The organism is Roseburia sp. AF22-2LB (genome assembly GCF_003461125.1).
Classification (GTDB): Bacteria; Bacillota; Clostridia; order Lachnospirales; family Lachnospiraceae; genus Roseburia_C; species Roseburia_C amylophila.
On record NZ_QTWM01000008.1, the window covers coordinates 37,497 to 53,453 of the forward strand.

The following is a 15,957-nucleotide window of genomic DNA, read 5'->3' on the forward strand; positions in this document are numbered from 1 at the left end:
AAGAATCGATATGCTTACAGCCGTAACAGGAATTAACTGGGGAGACGAAGGAAAAGGACGTGTCATTGATCTGCTTGCAGAACATGCAGATGTCGTTGTCCGTTATCAGGGTGGCAACAATGCCGGTCATACCGTTGTAACCAAACAGGAAAAATTTGTCTTAAATCTTCTGCCGTCCGGCATTCTGCATCCCAATGTGGTATGCGTACTGGGGGATGGAATGGTCATTGATTTAGAGCACCTCACCCATGAAATTGAAGATATCGAAAGCCGCGGTATTTCTATTACTCCGGAACATTTAAAACTTTCCAAACGTGCCACCATCTCCATGCCATGGCACAGGATTCAGGATGAACTGGAAGAAACACGTCTTGAGAAATCCGGTGCTGCCTTCGGCTCCACCCGCCGCGGCATTGCTTACGCATACAGCGATAAATACCGGAAGAAAACACTGCGTCTTGGTGATTTGCTTCATTTAAAAGAAGAAAATGTCCAGGTTCGGATAAAAACCATGTTGGAATCCAAAAATCTGGAACTGGCAGGCAGTTATCATCAGGAGCCGATGTCTTATCCGGCATTGCTGTCCTGGTGTGAAAAACAGGCTTCCCTTTTTGCACCTTATATCTGCGATACCGGAAGCTTCTTGGAAAATGCTCTTGCCAGCCATAAAAAGGTGGTTTTGGAAGCCCAGCTTGGAGCCATGCGTGATATCGATTATGGTATTTTCCCTTACACTTCAAGTTCCTCCACCATTTCCGCCTATGGTCCGATTGGAGCCGGTATCCCGGGTGAATCCCTAGACCATGTTGTGGGTGTCCTAAAAGCATATTCCACCTGTGTGGGAGCCGGACCTTTCGTAGCAGAAAGAGCCATGTCCGAAGACTGGTGCAACATCCTTCGTAAATTTGGAAATGAATACGGTGCTGCCACCGGTCGTCCACGTAGAGTCGGACCTTTTGATGCCGTTGCCAGCCGTTATGGATTGAAATGCCAGCATGCAGATAAAATTGCCTTAACGAAGCTTGATGTTTTAAGCTCTCTGACAGAAATCCCTGTCATTACTGCTTATGAAAGAAATCATAAGACCACAACCGTCTTCGACCCTACCGAAAATATCGATAGCTTCTCTCCGGTTGTAACAATGCTTCCGGGCTGGAAACAGGATATTTCTGCCTGCCGCAAATATGAAGATTTACCGGAAAATGCCAGATTATACATTGAAACATTAGAACGCCTTTTAGACTGCGATATCCAGTTTATTTCCACTGGTGCAGAACGAAATGAATACATGATAAAGGGGGAATGGCTTTGAGACACCTAATCAGTCCACTGGACCTTACGGAAGAAGAAACAACTCGTATTCTGGATCTTGCAGACCGGATTGGTACCCACAAAGAGGCTTATGCCCACCTTGCAGAAGGGAAACAGCTTGCTACACTCTTTTATGAGCCAAGCACCAGAACCCGACTGTCCTTTGAATCCGCCATGTTAAGTCTTGGTGGTCAGACACTGGGATTTGCCGGTGCGGAACAGTCCAGTGCTACCAAAGGAGAAACCGTTGCCGATACCGTCCGGGTAGTAAGCTGCTACGCAGATATTATTGCCATGCGTCATCCAAAAGAAGGAGCACCGCTCTGCGCCTCTATGTATGCAACCATTCCGGTCATTAATGCCGGTGACGGCGGACACTATCACCCAACCCAGACCCTGATTGACTTATTAACCATACGCCAGCGCAAGGGACGGCTTGACCACCTGACGGTAGGCTTCTGTGGTGATTTAAAATTCGGAAGAACCGTTCATTCCCTGGTAAACAGTCTGGTACGCTATCCGGGTAACGAATTCTATTTCATTTCTCCGGAAGAACTCCGCATTCCGGACTATATGATTGAAAGAACCTTAAAGACTTCCCACAGCACCTATCGGGAAGTCTCTAACTTAGAGGAAACACTTCCAAAGCTGGATGTTCTCTATATGACCCGTGTCCAAAAAGAGCGTTTCTTCAACGAGGAAGACTATATCCGGTTAAAAGATACCTACATTTTAAATAAAGAAAAATTAGAACTGGCTCCTTCCGATATGCCGGTTTTACATCCGCTTCCACGAGTCGATGAAATCTCTGTTGATGTGGATTCCGACCCGCGCGCCGCTTATTTCCAACAGGTACAGAACGGAAAATATGTCCGTATGGCACTGATTTTAGCCCTGTTAGAAATCACGGACCCGCTAACCGGAGAAAAGGTTCTCTAATGTTCCAGTAATTTAATCCGTTTTCTCTATTTTCATTCCGAAACGTTTTAAATCTACTTTTCCGTCCACTACTTCTATACCGTCTGCCATCAGGCGGCGTGCCTGTTCATTCTCGCCGCCAAAGGCAAAGGATCCGGAAAGCTCTCCTTTTGCATTTACCACCCGGTAACATGGTATGTTTTCCGGGTCTTTATTCTTATGCAGGGCATTTCCCACAGCTCTTGACATCCGCTTGTTTCCGGCAAGCTCCGCCACCTGTCCATAGGTTGCCACCTGTCCTCTCGGAATTTTCTTTACTGCTTCATAAATCCGTCTGGTAGGGCTGTCCGTTACTAAATCATAGCTTTCTGCTATCATGCGGCAGATATCTTTATCCGGGATTGTGCCATCCACGATTATGGTATTCCAGTGTTCCTTATTCTGATGATACCCCGGAATGACCGCAGGATAGGCACTCCGCCAGAAATCTCTCCACTGAGGGTCTGCTTTTACGTTCAGATTGAGAAATCCATCCCGCATATAAGTCCAGAGAAATGCCTTTTTGCTTGCCCCTATGCGCACCAGCTGCCAGTTCCGGTCATGGAACGGTGCCTCCTGATAGGTGTCCGGGAAAGACAGTCCGTATGCTAATATTTCTTCTCTTGTTTTCATGCTCCACTCTATGCTTTTGTCCATATACAATCCCTTGTAATCTCTGCCAGGCTGTGTACGCCACACATTTTCATGGTATCTTCTAATTCGGTTCCTATCCTGGCAACATAAGACGCTACGCCTTCCCTGCCGCCACCGTAAACCGCTGTCACAAACGGTCTTGCGATAATTACCGCATCTGCACCTAAGGCAATTGCCTTAAATACATCCGTTCCACAGCGGATTCCGCCGTCTACGAGAATTTTCATGGAGCCTTTCACTGCATCCGCAATCCCGCCTAAGACTTCTGCTGTTGCCGGGCACTGGTCTAATACCCTGCCACCGTGGTTCGATACCACAATTCCGGCAGCCCCGGCTTCTTTTGCCTTTAAAGCTCCTTTTACAGTCATAATTCCTTTTACAATAAACGGAACTCCGGCAAACTCTGCCACTTCCCGCAGTTCTTCCACGGTCTTGCTGCCTGCCGGCGGCTCCAAATTCTTAAGAAACGGCAAGCCTGCTGCATCTACATCCATGGCTACCGCAAAGGCTTTCGCTTCGTGCACCAGTGCCATTTTTTCTTTGATGATTTCAAGATTCCATGGCTTTACCGTTGGAATTCCAAGTCCCTGTTCTTTGGCAATTGCCTTTGTAGCTGCCACCATGACATTACTGTCTGTACCATCCCCGGTAAAAGCTGCAATGCCGCATTCCGCACAGGACGATACCAGAATATCATTATAGGAAATGTCATTGAGACAGTCTCCGTAATGCAGATTCACCGCTCCTACCGGGCCTGCAAAGAACGGATATTTAAACTCTTTTCCAAATAATTTCAGCGAAGTATCCACCGGAGCATTTTCCACAATGGTATCCATCTGCACACGAATCTCTTTCCATTTATCATAATTACGCATGGCAGTATCGCCGATTCCCTTTGCACCGGGTCCCGGCATCTGATTCCGGCAGGCGCGTCCGTTGCATTCTACACACGCCTTGCAATAATTTCCAATTCTTCCTCTTGCCTGTTCGATACATTCTGCATAATTCAATCTTCTTTCCTTCTTTCCACTCTTTTTCTTCTCTGACGTTTACTTATCCACATATCTATCTGCTGCCAAGCACAATCTGTATCAGATTCTTATCCAGCATTATGGTACGGTTCCACGGATTTAAAATGACTCCTTCGATTCCCTCTGCCTGCAATGCTCCTTGAAAAAGCTTTTCTATATCAGCTAAGAATGTGGATTTCACACTTCCGCCGCCTTTCAATTCTTCTTCAAAGCTGCTGAAGGCTGCCCACCAGGTCTTACCATCTGTCTCAATCGCCTGTAGCAGCATCTGGCTTCCACCCTTCGGTGGTTCCACTGCCACAATCACCTGACCGCCTTCCTGCATCCGCCGGCGGATTACCGTCAGTGTATGGGCTAACTGTTCCGGTGTTGCCTCCTGCTGCAAGCCGGCAATCGCCTGTTCGATTTTTTCATTTCCTATCAGTCCCTCATCTATCTTTTCCTTTGCCATATGTGTATTCCTTTCTGCCGGGGCTATTTTTTACTGCTTAGCACATTTCCAGCAGTGCCCTCTCGAAAATCAAAGATTTTCCCTGACTGGCACTGCTCATTATAACACACTTTTGCTGGAAATAGTGGCATCTTAAAGCTATCTGTATTATAATAGCATGGTATTTCATTTTAGGATTAGGAGATTAGACAACATGACACCAGCTAAAACCAGAAGTTCCAACATTGAATTATTGCGTATTCTGGCTATGTTTATGATTATTATTTTTCATATTTCTGACCACTGCGTTAAGGTACAGTTAACAGACACTGCTTCCATGCTGCGTATGAATAACGGACTGTTCTGTGAACCTGTTTTTTATAAGAAGCTCCTGCTTCTTTCCACCTTTGCTCCAATGGGAAAAATCGGAAATGTTATTTTCATTACGATTTCCGGATACTTTATGGTTTCAAAGGGAAACGGAATTAATCTTGCCAAAATTTCCAAGAAATTGCTGTTACAGCTTGGTTTTGCCGCAGTTTCCCTGACACTGGTATCTTCCTTCTGGTACCGCATGACTGACAGTGTCTTTTTAAAACTGGTCAACATCAATAAATTTAACAGTATGTCCTGGTTTGTGGGCTACTATTTCTTCATTATAGTAATCGCTTACCTCTTTTTAAACAAGTTTCTGGCAAAACTGGACAAGCAGAAATATTTTACCTTTCTGATTGTATTATTTGCATTTATCCAGTTCCGCTGGACCGGAAGTATGGCAAATTCCCTGGCTAACGGACTCCGGACACTGCTGACCGGTATTTTCTTATATGCCTTGGGCGGTTTTATCCACCTTTACAATCCATTTGGGAAAATCAGAACTTATTGCCTCTATCTGATTATTGCAGTTTCCTTCCTGTTTATTTACATTTCTGCTTATAATGTAACACAGACCAATATTCAGACTTACTTTTTAAATGAAAGCAAAGACATTTTTATCCAGAAGATTCCTTCCTTTTCAGACTATAGCATTATTCCGATTCTTGTGGGACTTTCTCTGTTTGAAATCTTCCGGCGCATCCATATTCCATGCAGCCGCATGATTAATTTTGTGGGAGCTTCCACTTTTATGGTTTATCTTTTACATGATAATGCTTTCGCTTACAGTCTCTGGAATACACAGGACTGGATTACCCTGCTCTATGAGCATCCATATATTTACCTGTTTAAGCATCTGCGCTGGGCAGCTGCCACTTTCCTCATCGGCATCCTTTTCTATATTATTTACCTGTGTCTCGGAAAAGCCCTCAGTAAATGCAGATGGCTGGTGATGAAAGAATAATCTTCCTTATATCTGTTGCATAATTCTTCCTCTTATGCCATGATAGAATTGGTTTAAAAAAATACACGGGAGAAAAAAGAAAATGGAAGAATTTAAAAAGGATTTATTGAAAGTCTGTGGGAAAAACACCGCTGCACTGATTATTTTCTTTGTATTAGGTGGCGTTTTCCTTGCCTTCGGTCTTCTGATGTGGATTACTGCTTATGATCCGTTTGACGCACAGACCGATGGTTACGCAACAATGGAAGTTACTTATGTAATGGGGCCATTTGCGGAGCTTACTTCTGATGGAAAAGATCACACAGAATTCTATATTGCAGAGGATTCTGAAGGTTACTGGAGTATCATTGCTACCAAGGGAGAAACTTCCCTTCCGGTCTATGGTGTAGACGTAGATGACACTGTTCTCGACAGCTTACCTGCTCACACGATCCGGGGAAAAAGCACCAGCATGCCTCCTCAGGCAGCTCATTATCTGGTGGATTATCTTTCTGATACCGGACTGGACATTACTACTTACAACTATGACGAGTACTTTGGTGACCATTATCTGGATACCACACACACAGCCGTTGAAAACAGCATTGTACTCTATGTGATTGCTGCCGTATTTACAGTTCTTGGTATTATTATTTTTTCAGCAGGCGGCAACAAGAAAAAGGCCGTTAAGAAAAAGATTGCTCTCTTAGAACAGAATGGCGGTCTGCAGCGGATTTACTCTGATTTTGCCAACAGCCCACGCATTTTTTCACCAAAGCTTGGCGTTGCTGTTTCCAATCATTTCATATTGGATTACAACAATACAAAGGAAGGCTTCTATGTCACTCCTTTAGACGATATTACGAACGTTTTCAAATGTAACATGTTAAATGGTGACCCGACAACAACCAGCTATATTGCACTGGAAACTGCAGATGGTAAACGTACTCTGGTTGCCGCTCACAGTGGAAAAAGCAAAGATTTTGATCAGGTTCTTAATCAGTTAAAAGCAAATATTCATCAGGGAGGTGTTATGACATGGTAATTATCTACGGTACAAGAACAGTTTTTAAACGTGAAGGCCCGGTTGGCACTTCTGTCTGCCCAAACTGCCGGCATAATGTCATGCATACCCTTTGCAGACAGTTAAATCAGGCAACCCTTTTCTATATTCCGATTTTCAGCCACCAGAAACAGCGTGGCATTATGTGCGAAAGCTGCGGTATGATTACACCGGTCAGTGCACAGGAATACCGGGAACGGAAACAGGCTGCAAAGATGTATTATTAAACAATGTCTTATCGATATAACGTCAGCTCTTGCGGACATCTGGCAACACAAAACCGCCACATACACAGGCAATACGCACATCTGATGATGGCTTTGTCTTATGTATGTGGCGGTATTTTAATACTTACTTCTTCTTAGAATACTACGACTAAAAGCATTTTAAACTGCTCTTTTCCATATACGGCATGTGGATGTCCTGCCGGCATTACAATGGACTGTCCTTCCGTCAGTTGGAATTTCTCACCATCAATGGTTACTTCTCCAACTCCATCCAGACAGGTTACAAAGGCGTCTCCGCCGGAAGCGTGTGTGCTGATTTCCTCGCCCTTTGCAAAGGAAAATAAGGTTACGCTTACTGCATCATTCTGTGCCAGTGTCTTACTTACAATCTGTCCATCCTGATATGCTACTTCTTCTTTTAAATTTAAAACTTCTTTCTTGGAAATATTTTTTAATAAATCTGCCATTTTTGTGCTCCTTATCTTTTCTTTATCTGATTTGTATAAACCTTTTCGGTGGGTTTATCCATATTGTAGCAGATAACGGAGTGACTGACTGTTGGATTTCCAACATTTATGCAGAAATTGGTATTTTTTTACTCAGAAACCTTTAATACTAATTCCAGATTCCGGACATAAAGCTCCGGCTGTACATTCTCCGCGCTCTTTTCTACCTTACATTCTATTGGCAGTTCCTGATTGTCTCCACTCACCAATTTTATCTCTTTCCAGTTCTCCTCTGCCTTTACCCTGACATTCTCCTGCCGGGCAAATGCAAGCACCTTTTCTGCAATGTCCCAATGATCTATGGATTCCTGAATTCCATTTACACATTTCTCATGACGTATCAATAAGTATTTTTTATAACAAATTCGAATGAGATATTCTATGATTACACCAATTAGTACAACTCCATATCGAATAAATTTTTCTATCCAAAACAGAATCATATAGCAGGCATATATTATCAAAAAGGCAGGAATTGTTACAATTAACTGTTTTACTCCCGTGAAATGCTCCAGTTTTTCCGCCTCATCGTTAAGCTTCTGTCTCTCGCTTCTGCGTCTGTCATCATCTGTTTCATCAATTATCGTAATTGTCTTTTCTATCATTCCAAGCTTCTCCTATTTATTTTCTATTGCGATTCGTGTTGCCTGGGCTGCTTCCTCCGTTGCAAGAGCCGCTCCAATGCCAACTATTGCACATCCTCTTGCTCTTACCTTTTCTCCCAGACTATTCATAAGACCATTCTTTTTCTCATAAATCTGTCTTCCATATAATGCTGCCGGAAGATTACTTTCTTCCGCATAATATACCGGGATTGCCTCTAAATGTCCTGCCATCTCCAGGCGCTCTCCCATCTGTCTTGCTGTATCCTCATTGCTTTTTATTTGCATAACGATTTCCTCTCTTCTTCTTTCGCATACTGGTCATAATCTTCAAAGCTATTAATTTCATGAACCTGTCCATCTTTCGCCTGATCTGCATTCAATACCAGCCCATCAAAAGACACTCCATCTCTGTCATCCACTAAAAGAGGAAAAAAATCCTTCGGCTCTATATAATCATGCAAAAAGAACAGTACCTCTTTGCCTTCCTGATTGCGATATTCCTTTAACCCCGGATATCTTTTATACAATTCTTTATTATGCTCTGGTAATGCTGATGTTGGAATCACTACTCTTGCAGTACCAGGGGTTCCCTGTTGCCCACAATATAGATAAAAATCCATTTCTGAGTTTTCTTCCTCCGAAAATCCATTATTTGTGCAAAATATTCCATCCGATAGATAAAATATCCCCCAGCTTTGTATCCACTTACCAATTCTGGTATTACTTAGTGGTTCTCCGCCTAATTCTACAATGCTGCTATGCTTTGTATTCAGATTATAACAGAGATATGGATGAAATATATCAAATGTTTTCTCATGATTTTCCAGTATTTTATTTATCTGCTCCATATAAGCAGTTCCTAATTCATCTAACAACACGTATATCAGAATTTCTCCCTTTGAGTTCTCTCTGATATATACATAATCCACCCGTTTCCTACCATATGGTTCATATCTGTCACTATACGGCTCTAATAATTTTTTTACATCTACCGTCTCTACTAATTCTCCTTTTTCTGCATCATAAACTTCTACTTCATATTTTGCCATATATACTTTATACCCGATTCCTGCATAATATGGACTAATATATTTGTGCCATCCCTTCGTCCTGGTACTAATAATATATTTTCCACATATATCTTGTGTAGTTGCACTTATATCCCGACTATCTCCAATGATACAGACATCTTTAGAATTTTCTGTACTCTGGATTGCAGTATAGTCGTCTACATTTTCAATCTGTTCATAAGATACATCCTTCCAGCGTTTTAGCTCATCTGAAATATTGGTACAAAGAACAAACACCAAAATCAGCTCTATTAATGTTGGGCGAATCCACTTTAATGTTTTTCCTATCTTTCGAAATATCTTACCCGCTCTTTCCATTGTCTTATAGTCCTCCTGTTTCTACACCACTGTATTTCTGATTCTGCTCCAAAATATAATCATCCCACTTTGTTTTTATAGAACCTATACTAATTCCTGTTGCTTCAATATTATCTATTGCATTGTGGAAGTCTCCAAATCCCATGCTCTGAATATCGCCTCCATCCAAAAGAATTAACATATTATTTTTTTCTTCTTCCGATAAATTCTTGTCATTATTTATATCCTCTTTTATTTCATTTATTGTTTCAGGCTCTATCTCCATCCAACTGGCAATTCCATCTTTGCTCCAATTATTAAGTGTCCGTAATACATTTGGATTGTATATTCCACAAGAAGAAATTTCTTTTTTTCCATCTTTCTTGTATCGATATCCCATACCAAACCAGCTCATCTTCCCGGTTAGATCTGTTTCTTCTTCTTCCTTTTCAAAATCTTTATAAGCATTATACAGACCTATTATGTCATTTATCGTTTCCTGTGATATACTCAAACCACTTTTCTTATAAATATCATCACTTAATTCCGGCAGACCATCCAACTCCTTATTGTCCTCAAACATTAACATTCCGGCAAGATTTGATATCAGTACCAATTCCGGTGCTATCTCTACCAATGCCAAATCCACTGCCGTTTGCATCCAGTCCAGAATGATACTTTTTATTCTCTTTGTCTGCTCTTCCTTTAATTTTTCCCTTTTTTCAATATCCTTTGTCTGTAAAACTCCCTGACCGTTTTCAAGCATATTCGTATTAATGGTATCTGTTACTATTTCTCCATCCTTTAAATAACTGAAATTAAAATCAATCCTATTCTGAACTATATTTAATCCGGATATCTTTAACTCCAATGCAGGTCCGCTTTCTTCTATTTCATGAATCAATATGTCCTCTATTTTCCATAAATTCATTACCGCAAACTTCCGCTTGTATTCCAGATACAAATTGGTATATGCTTCCGGGTTATCCTCTGGCGAAATAGCTGCCAGACACAGCATATCTCCATTCACCTGCATGATACTTCCTGCACACAGCCTTTCCATATATCTGTCACGATATAAAACAGATGTAATTTCCCCCATACTGTCTCTTATATGCATGTCCTGTGACAGAATTGCATTATTAAATGCCTGCAATCTTTTCACCATTGCATTATTTTCATCTGCCGGTAAATCCTCCGGGAATAACCTCCATGCATAATCTGCCAGAATAAGCGTCATTTCATCTGAAAGTGAATCCGGATCAATTGAAAAAGCTGCCTTATAGCCTTTCTCTGTTCCTTCTAACAAATCATAAAGAAATTGCCGGTCTGTATCCTTCGAAAAATTTTTCCACATTTTTTGGATTTCTTCATAGCTATATCCCAACTCCGGAATAAATTCCAGTTGTTCTTCTGTAAATCCATTCTGCCGTAAATATTCTTTGTATTTTATTTCTAATCTTTTGGGAAGCTTATCCCATTCATTCATTAGAAACTGTGTCAAGCCACAGTCTTCCAACGTTTCATAATTTCCCGTATTAATATAGGAAAGTCCCTGATTGACAACCTGATAAAGATGTTCCGCTTCCCGATAAAGTCCCAGTGTTGCACTTACAAGATGCTCTGCCTGTTCTATATTGCTATAACAGGTTTGTATTACATTTCTTGCATCCCCTATCATTCTTTCTGTGTTTGAAATACAGCGATTTGTCTGCCATATGGATAATTTTTTCTGTTCCAGTCTCTTTTGTACTTTCCGAAGACTGTTTAACCGGCTCTCACAGGTTGTAATTGTCTGATTTTCATATGCCAGCAGCAGTGATACCGCTGTTCCACTAAATGACATGTTTCCTGTCATATCCTTTAGTTTCTGACTGTCTGATATCATGCATTCATTTGCACAAATCATCCCCTGCAATATTAAGGTATATGCCTCACTTTTTTCCTTTTCCTGCGTCCAGGATACTCCATGCAGACTATCCTCTGTCTGAACATAACTCAGATTTTCACAAACCAGCTGCAGATTCTCATTATCCTTTTCCAGCGCATTTATCATTTCATCTGCCTGCTGACAGATTTTATCTCCTTCAATTACCAACGATTCCCATGACATACTCCCTGCTCCCCTTTCTCATAACTCATTTCTTCTTTCTGTATCTGCTCACGGTATCTGTCCTTCTCACGTCTCAACTGATCAAGTGTTTCTTCCTTCCACTCCTCATACTCCCGATTGGTCTGAACCGCAAATTCTTGTTGTTCCTGCAGCATCTGCCACAACAGTGGCATTGCAGTAAGATTCTCTTCCTGTACTAAATATTGATACAACTCTTCATTCTGCTGTTCTTCTATCCCATTTACTACATGCAAAAGATCCCGTTCTAATTCTTCTAACTCTTCCCATAGTTGCACCTTATCCTTTGTTTCTCCCATAACCTGTAATACTCCTTTTTCCCATTCCTCATCAAATCTGCATACAAGCATGCATTTTTTACTTTACAGGAAAGCAATTTCCTGTAAAGCAAAAAAAGAGCGCAATTATCCATTGCGCTCTGCTATTACATCTTCTATGCACTTTATTTCCTGTACTTCCCTTTTCATAACTTACTCCCCCATCTGGCTTTTATATATCCAGACTACTAGTTCTCTTCACATTTGTCAACTTTTTTATAGTACATTCTTGCTTCATACGGACGAAGCACGGAAGAATCCTCTGTCTCTTTATAGTTGGAAATGAGAAGCTCCATATCCTCTGTCTCTTCCGTCAAAGGCATTTTCACAGTATTGCCATAGAAATTGCAGACAACAAGCAGTGTCTCATCCGCATTTTTACGCTCATATGCAAAGATATTTTCATCCTCGGCTAACAGTAATTTGAAGCTGCCGTCCACCAAAACAGGATACTCTTTTCTAAAGCTTACCAGCTTCCGGTAGCAGTTGAAAATGGAATCCGGGTCATCTACCTGGCTCTTGGCATTGATGGTTTTATAGTTGTCATTTACTTTTATCCAAGGTGTGCCTGTTGTAAATCCGGCATTTTCCGTATCATCCCACTGCATTGGTGTTCTGGCATTATCACGTCCCTTGGCATAAATGGAATTCATAACATCTTCCTTATCATAGCCTGCTGCGATACGCTCCTTGTATACATTCTGGATTTCAACATCCCGGTAATCCTCGATATTATAGCGGACGTTTGTCATACCCAGCTCTTCGCCTTCGAAAATGTACGGAGTACCCTGCATTCCATGTAATAAAATTGCCAGCATTTTTGCAGACTCTATCCGGTACTCCTTATCATTGCCCCAACGGGATACGATACGCGGCAAATCGTGGTTGTTCCAGAAAAGGCTGTTCCAGCCACAGTTATAAAGCTCTGTCTGCCAGCGGTTCATAATCTGTTTTAATTTCAAGAATGGCAGCGGTGCCAGATCCCATTTATCCTTGCCTTCCTGCTGATCCAGCCCGATGTGTTCAAACTGGAATACCATGGAAAATTCGCTTCCATCCGGATTACTGTAAAGCTTTGCCCGCTCCGGGTCTGCACCCCAGGCTTCTCCTACGGTAATTAAATCTCCCTTCTGGAAAGTTTCTTTGCTCATTTCACGGAAATACTCATGAAGTCTTGGACCGTTAATGGTAATTTTCTTATCCGGTTCTTTTGCAATCTGGTCGATTACGTCCAGTCGGAAGCCGCCAACTCCTTTTTCCATCCACCATAAAATCATGTCATATATTTCTTTTCGCACCTGCGGATTTTCCCAGTTCAAATCCGGCTGTTCCGGCAAAAACTGATGGAAATAATACTGCTTTATTTCCGGTACCCATTCCCATGCACTTCCACCGAAAACGGCTTTCATATCGTTTGGCTCTACGTCTTCTTCCCCATCTCTCCACACATAGTAATCATGATATGGGTTATCCTTACTCTTCTTTGCTTCCTCAAACCATCTGTGTTTATTGGAGGTATGATTTAAAACCAGATCCATAATGATGCGGATGTTGTATTTCTTTGCTTCTTTAATTAAAGCTTCCATATCTTCCACACTGCCGAACATCGGGTCAATATCCTGATAATCAGAAATGTCATAGCCATTGTCCGCCTGCGGGGATTTGCAGACCGGTGATAACCAGATTGCATCAATACCAAGCTTTCCAAGGTACTCCAGCCGCTCCATAATTCCTCTTAAATCACCGACTCCGTCTCCATTACTGTCCTGAAAACTTTTTGGGTAAATCTGATATACTACTGCACTTTGCCACCATTTCTTTTCTGTTACGTTATTACTCATTTTGTCCTCCTAAACTTTCTTTACTTATTTTATCTGCTTGCTGCTTCCCTAATGCAAACAGCTCCAAACACCAATGAGAAAACAACCCTGTGCGATTGCATTTCAGCCATTGTTTATGCATTATAAATACTCTTCTAAAATTTCCGTATTCATTACTTCAAATTTATTTTCTTTCCATTGCATTTTTATCTTAACTGCTGCAGTCTGTCTGTCTAAAAACGCTTCATATAAAAATATATCATCTCCATCCACTGCTATTTTCCATGCTTTTGAAGAACTCAATATCCTTTCTCCAACTTTTAAGTCTTTATAACAACTATCAAATTCTTCTCTTTGATTTTCAGGTAGAACATATTCCTCTTCCAATCCCAATTCAGGACAGGTAACAAGAATTGTATTTTCCTGCTCCGCCTTTTCAATATAAATATCATATCCTGCAGAATATCGCATTCTGGTTTGCTTTCCCGGCAGATTCATTCTTGTGTACTCACTGCCATCTTTTCTCCAGATTGCAATTTCACTTCCACTCTGTATCCATGTATTTCCTGTATGCTCTCCACAAAAGACGATCTCATTTTTCCCGTCTCCGGTAATATCCGCTCCCCATACTTCAAGACCGAGAAATGTATCATCAAATGCTCCCAATTCAAGGTGGTCACCATTTCCAAAGCAAATCGTATATACTTTCTTATTATCATTTCTGAAATACTGGAAAATACGATCTGTTTTTCCATCTCCATCGTAATCCTGATTTTTATAGCCTTCCTCAAATAATTTTACATTATCAAGATACCCTTCATACTCAGAAAGTGCTTCATCATAGCCGATATTTATTTTTTCATCTTTTGTATTGGCAATTTTTCTGTCAATTAACGAGTCATACTCTGTACTTATTTCATTCTTTTCCGAATCATCCAGTTCATCATCATAAGGAAACTTATCATTTTTACATGCAGTCAACATGATACACATCACTAAAAATATACCAATATTTTTCTTCATAGCAGCCCCAATTTTTCAAATGCATCATACAATCCATTCTGATCCACATCCCCGGTGACATAATCTGCCATAGCCTTTATCTCGTCTCCGCCGCTTCCCATGGCAACACCATAGCCACAGTATTCTAACATAGGAATATCCACTTTGGCATCCCCAAAAGCTATGGTATCTGCCACATCTGCATGAAGATATTCTAACAGATGCGCAATGGCATTGCCCTTGGTGATATTTTTTACACCCAAATCTCCAAATAATGCAATTTCGCCGGCTCCGCCCCAGGTTCCAGCCTGCAAATCCGAAAATTCGGTCACGGCATCTTTATAATCCTGATACTGATTTAAGATAAAGCTTACTTTATTTACATCATCCCGGTACAGCTCTCCATCAAAAATCATTTCCGGAAATGCATCCCGTACCTTTATTTTATCTGCGCCCTCTTTGCCTTTCCGCCTGGAATATTCCTGAATCACAGGTTCTCCAGCCTCTTCAAATCCGGCACTTGCAAACAGTCCTGCATTACTTTCCAGATAAAATTCCAGTCCGCGCTCCTTTAACCAGTCCACAATATGGCGGCACTGCTCCGGCGTAATCATCTGGTGCATAACCACATGTCCATGATCTTCCACATAACTTCCGTTTCCGCCTATCATTCCATCCAGTCCGATTTTCCAGATATTCTCATAGACTTCTGCTTTACTTCTTCCTGTGCAGATATACACTCTGTGTCCGTTTTCTCTTGCCTTCCGCACCGCAAGAACTGCTGATTCCGGCAAATGATTTTCATAATCCACTAAGGTTCCGTCAACATCCAGAAAAATGATTTTTCCCATACTGCCCGTCCTCCTACTCCTTTTCTTCTATCCTACCTGTATTTTTTGAAGAAATCAACATTTTCTTCTAATGTATTTAAATCGATTGGTCGATAAAGTTATTACATGGATGGCATTTTATTTCAAGGGATTGATTGAGATAAAGTGTCTTTATTTTTTTCTGATGATTGCAAAAATGTATGGATTGTAAATTTATCAGGATATTCAAAGTGTATCTGGGTTTTGACATAAAATACCGCAGCTCTAAGATACATGTTTTTCTTTTGTTTATTAAGCCGGTCTTTCCAATGTTTGACAAATCACAGGACTGTTCGTCGAAGTGCGGATGCATCTTAAAGGCTGTTAGGGGCACTTGGAATTTCGTCTG

The 15,957-nt window shown here is 41.3% G+C and carries 17 protein-coding genes; 5 read left to right on the forward strand and 12 right to left on the reverse strand.

What is annotated here, in order from left to right; all coding sequences use genetic code 11:
* Nucleotides 1-10 precede the first annotated feature (10 nt).
* Nucleotides 11-1,312, forward strand: coding sequence for an adenylosuccinate synthase (locus DWX96_RS11305; protein WP_022242717.1), 1,302 nt, complete (start codon nucleotides 11-13; stop codon nucleotides 1,310-1,312).
* Complete coding sequence (gene pyrB / locus DWX96_RS11310) at nucleotides 1,309-2,250, forward strand: aspartate carbamoyltransferase (RefSeq protein ID WP_330416187.1); 942 nt, start codon at nucleotides 1,309-1,311, stop codon at nucleotides 2,248-2,250. The genes DWX96_RS11305 and pyrB overlap by 4 nt, the downstream gene beginning before the upstream one ends.
* Before the next feature lie 12 nt (nucleotides 2,251-2,262).
* Here the strand turns inward: pyrB and DWX96_RS11315 are convergent, their stop codons facing one another.
* The 3 genes from DWX96_RS11315 to DWX96_RS11325 are packed head-to-tail and all read right to left on the reverse strand — an operon-like array spanning nucleotide 2,263 to nucleotide 4,404.
* The gene (locus tag DWX96_RS11315; protein ID WP_117947536.1) at nucleotides 2,263-2,901 is read right to left on the reverse strand and encodes a methylated-DNA--[protein]-cysteine S-methyltransferase; all 639 of its coding nucleotides are present in this window, start codon (nucleotides 2,899-2,901) and stop codon (nucleotides 2,263-2,265) included.
* A gap of 8 nt (nucleotides 2,902-2,909) precedes the next feature.
* Nucleotides 2,910-3,932, reverse strand: a complete 1,023-nt coding sequence (locus DWX96_RS11320; protein WP_118057557.1) for an alpha-hydroxy-acid oxidizing protein — start codon at nucleotides 3,930-3,932, stop codon at nucleotides 2,910-2,912.
* A gap of 55 nt (nucleotides 3,933-3,987) precedes the next feature.
* Nucleotides 3,988-4,404, reverse strand: a complete 417-nt coding sequence (locus tag DWX96_RS11325; RefSeq protein WP_022242721.1) for an SseB family protein — start codon at nucleotides 4,402-4,404, stop codon at nucleotides 3,988-3,990.
* A 193-nt stretch (nucleotides 4,405-4,597) separates the two neighbouring features.
* On the opposite strand from DWX96_RS11325, the gene DWX96_RS11330 reads away from it, so the two are divergent.
* The 3 genes from DWX96_RS11330 (at nucleotide 4,598) to DWX96_RS11340 (ending at nucleotide 6,991) form a co-directional block, all read left to right on the forward strand.
* Nucleotides 4,598-5,722: an acyltransferase family protein gene (locus DWX96_RS11330; RefSeq protein WP_158561852.1), complete on the forward strand. Its 1,125-nt coding sequence runs from the start codon at nucleotides 4,598-4,600 to the stop codon at nucleotides 5,720-5,722.
* A gap of 82 nt (nucleotides 5,723-5,804) precedes the next feature.
* Nucleotides 5,805-6,746 (forward strand): DUF6709 family protein, encoded by a 942-nt coding sequence (locus DWX96_RS11335; protein ID WP_022242723.1) that lies wholly within the window; start codon nucleotides 5,805-5,807, stop codon nucleotides 6,744-6,746.
* On the forward strand, nucleotides 6,740-6,991 hold the full coding sequence (locus DWX96_RS11340) for a zinc-ribbon domain-containing protein (RefSeq protein WP_022242724.1): 252 nt from the start codon (nucleotides 6,740-6,742) through the stop codon (nucleotides 6,989-6,991). The genes DWX96_RS11335 and DWX96_RS11340 overlap by 7 nt, the downstream gene beginning before the upstream one ends.
* A 134-nt stretch (nucleotides 6,992-7,125) precedes the next feature.
* Here the strand turns inward: DWX96_RS11340 and DWX96_RS11345 are convergent, their stop codons facing one another.
* From DWX96_RS11345 to DWX96_RS11385, 9 genes are all read right to left on the reverse strand, one after another.
* The gene (locus DWX96_RS11345) at nucleotides 7,126-7,458 is read right to left on the reverse strand and encodes a cupin domain-containing protein (protein WP_117697884.1); all 333 of its coding nucleotides are present in this window, start codon (nucleotides 7,456-7,458) and stop codon (nucleotides 7,126-7,128) included.
* A 128-nt stretch (nucleotides 7,459-7,586) separates the two neighbouring features.
* Nucleotides 7,587-8,102 carry a hypothetical protein gene (locus tag DWX96_RS11350; protein WP_118057555.1) on the reverse strand — a complete coding sequence of 172 codons (516 nt, stop codon included), beginning with the start codon at nucleotides 8,100-8,102 and terminating at the stop codon, nucleotides 7,587-7,589.
* A gap of 12 nt (nucleotides 8,103-8,114) precedes the next feature.
* On the reverse strand, nucleotides 8,115-8,387 hold the full coding sequence (locus tag DWX96_RS11355) for a hypothetical protein (protein ID WP_118057554.1): 273 nt from the start codon (nucleotides 8,385-8,387) through the stop codon (nucleotides 8,115-8,117).
* Nucleotides 8,378-9,490, reverse strand: a complete 1,113-nt coding sequence (locus tag DWX96_RS11360) for a hypothetical protein (RefSeq protein ID WP_118057553.1) — start codon at nucleotides 9,488-9,490, stop codon at nucleotides 8,378-8,380. The genes DWX96_RS11355 and DWX96_RS11360 overlap by 10 nt, the downstream gene beginning before the upstream one ends.
* A 4-nt stretch (nucleotides 9,491-9,494) precedes the next feature.
* Nucleotides 9,495-11,582, reverse strand: coding sequence for a hypothetical protein (locus tag DWX96_RS11365; RefSeq protein ID WP_118057552.1), 2,088 nt, complete (start codon nucleotides 11,580-11,582; stop codon nucleotides 9,495-9,497).
* The gene (locus tag DWX96_RS11370) at nucleotides 11,561-11,899 is read right to left on the reverse strand and encodes a hypothetical protein (protein ID WP_147337984.1); all 339 of its coding nucleotides are present in this window, start codon (nucleotides 11,897-11,899) and stop codon (nucleotides 11,561-11,563) included. Before DWX96_RS11370 ends, DWX96_RS11365 begins: the two co-directional genes overlap by 22 nt.
* 206 nt (nucleotides 11,900-12,105) lie before the next feature.
* Nucleotides 12,106-13,758 (reverse strand): glycoside hydrolase family 13 protein, encoded by a 1,653-nt coding sequence (locus DWX96_RS11375; protein ID WP_118057550.1) that lies wholly within the window; start codon nucleotides 13,756-13,758, stop codon nucleotides 12,106-12,108.
* 120 nt (nucleotides 13,759-13,878) lie between these two features.
* Nucleotides 13,879-14,760 carry a hypothetical protein gene (locus DWX96_RS11380; RefSeq protein ID WP_117947507.1) on the reverse strand — a complete coding sequence of 294 codons (882 nt, stop codon included), beginning with the start codon at nucleotides 14,758-14,760 and terminating at the stop codon, nucleotides 13,879-13,881.
* Nucleotides 14,757-15,590: an HAD family hydrolase gene (locus DWX96_RS11385; RefSeq protein ID WP_117697887.1), complete on the reverse strand. Its 834-nt coding sequence runs from the start codon at nucleotides 15,588-15,590 to the stop codon at nucleotides 14,757-14,759. The genes DWX96_RS11380 and DWX96_RS11385 overlap by 4 nt, the downstream gene beginning before the upstream one ends.
* Nucleotides 15,591-15,957 lie beyond the last annotated feature (367 nt).

What these genes read in the sequence shown, in the direction of transcription:
- DWX96_RS11365 (WP_118057552.1), bottom strand. Translation starts at nt 11,582, where the DNA reads ATGTCATGGGAATCGTTGGTAATTGAAGGAGATAAAATCTGTCAGCAG.
- DWX96_RS11335 (WP_022242723.1), top strand. Translation starts at nt 5,805, where the DNA reads ATGGAAGAATTTAAAAAGGATTTATTGAAAGTCTGTGGGAAAAACACC.
- DWX96_RS11315 (WP_117947536.1), bottom strand. Translation starts at nt 2,901, where the DNA reads ATGAAAACAAGAGAAGAAATATTAGCATACGGACTGTCTTTCCCGGAC.
- DWX96_RS11370 (WP_147337984.1), bottom strand. Translation starts at nt 11,899, where the DNA reads ATGGGAGAAACAAAGGATAAGGTGCAACTATGGGAAGAGTTAGAAGAA.
- DWX96_RS11360 (WP_118057553.1), bottom strand. Translation starts at nt 9,490, where the DNA reads ATGGAAAGAGCGGGTAAGATATTTCGAAAGATAGGAAAAACATTAAAG.
- DWX96_RS11325 (WP_022242721.1), bottom strand. Translation starts at nt 4,404, where the DNA reads ATGGCAAAGGAAAAGATAGATGAGGGACTGATAGGAAATGAAAAAATC.
- DWX96_RS11330 (WP_158561852.1), top strand. Translation starts at nt 4,598, where the DNA reads ATGACACCAGCTAAAACCAGAAGTTCCAACATTGAATTATTGCGTATT.
- DWX96_RS11380 (WP_117947507.1), bottom strand. Translation starts at nt 14,760, where the DNA reads ATGAAGAAAAATATTGGTATATTTTTAGTGATGTGTATCATGTTGACT.
- DWX96_RS11305 (WP_022242717.1), top strand. Translation starts at nt 11, where the DNA reads ATGCTTACAGCCGTAACAGGAATTAACTGGGGAGACGAAGGAAAAGGA.
- DWX96_RS11345 (WP_117697884.1), bottom strand. Translation starts at nt 7,458, where the DNA reads ATGGCAGATTTATTAAAAAATATTTCCAAGAAAGAAGTTTTAAATTTA.
- DWX96_RS11350 (WP_118057555.1), bottom strand. Translation starts at nt 8,102, where the DNA reads ATGATAGAAAAGACAATTACGATAATTGATGAAACAGATGATGACAGA.
- DWX96_RS11340 (WP_022242724.1), top strand. Translation starts at nt 6,740, where the DNA reads ATGGTAATTATCTACGGTACAAGAACAGTTTTTAAACGTGAAGGCCCG.
- DWX96_RS11355 (WP_118057554.1), bottom strand. Translation starts at nt 8,387, where the DNA reads ATGCAAATAAAAAGCAATGAGGATACAGCAAGACAGATGGGAGAGCGC.
- DWX96_RS11385 (WP_117697887.1), bottom strand. Translation starts at nt 15,590, where the DNA reads ATGGGAAAAATCATTTTTCTGGATGTTGACGGAACCTTAGTGGATTAT.
- DWX96_RS11375 (WP_118057550.1), bottom strand. Translation starts at nt 13,758, where the DNA reads ATGAGTAATAACGTAACAGAAAAGAAATGGTGGCAAAGTGCAGTAGTA.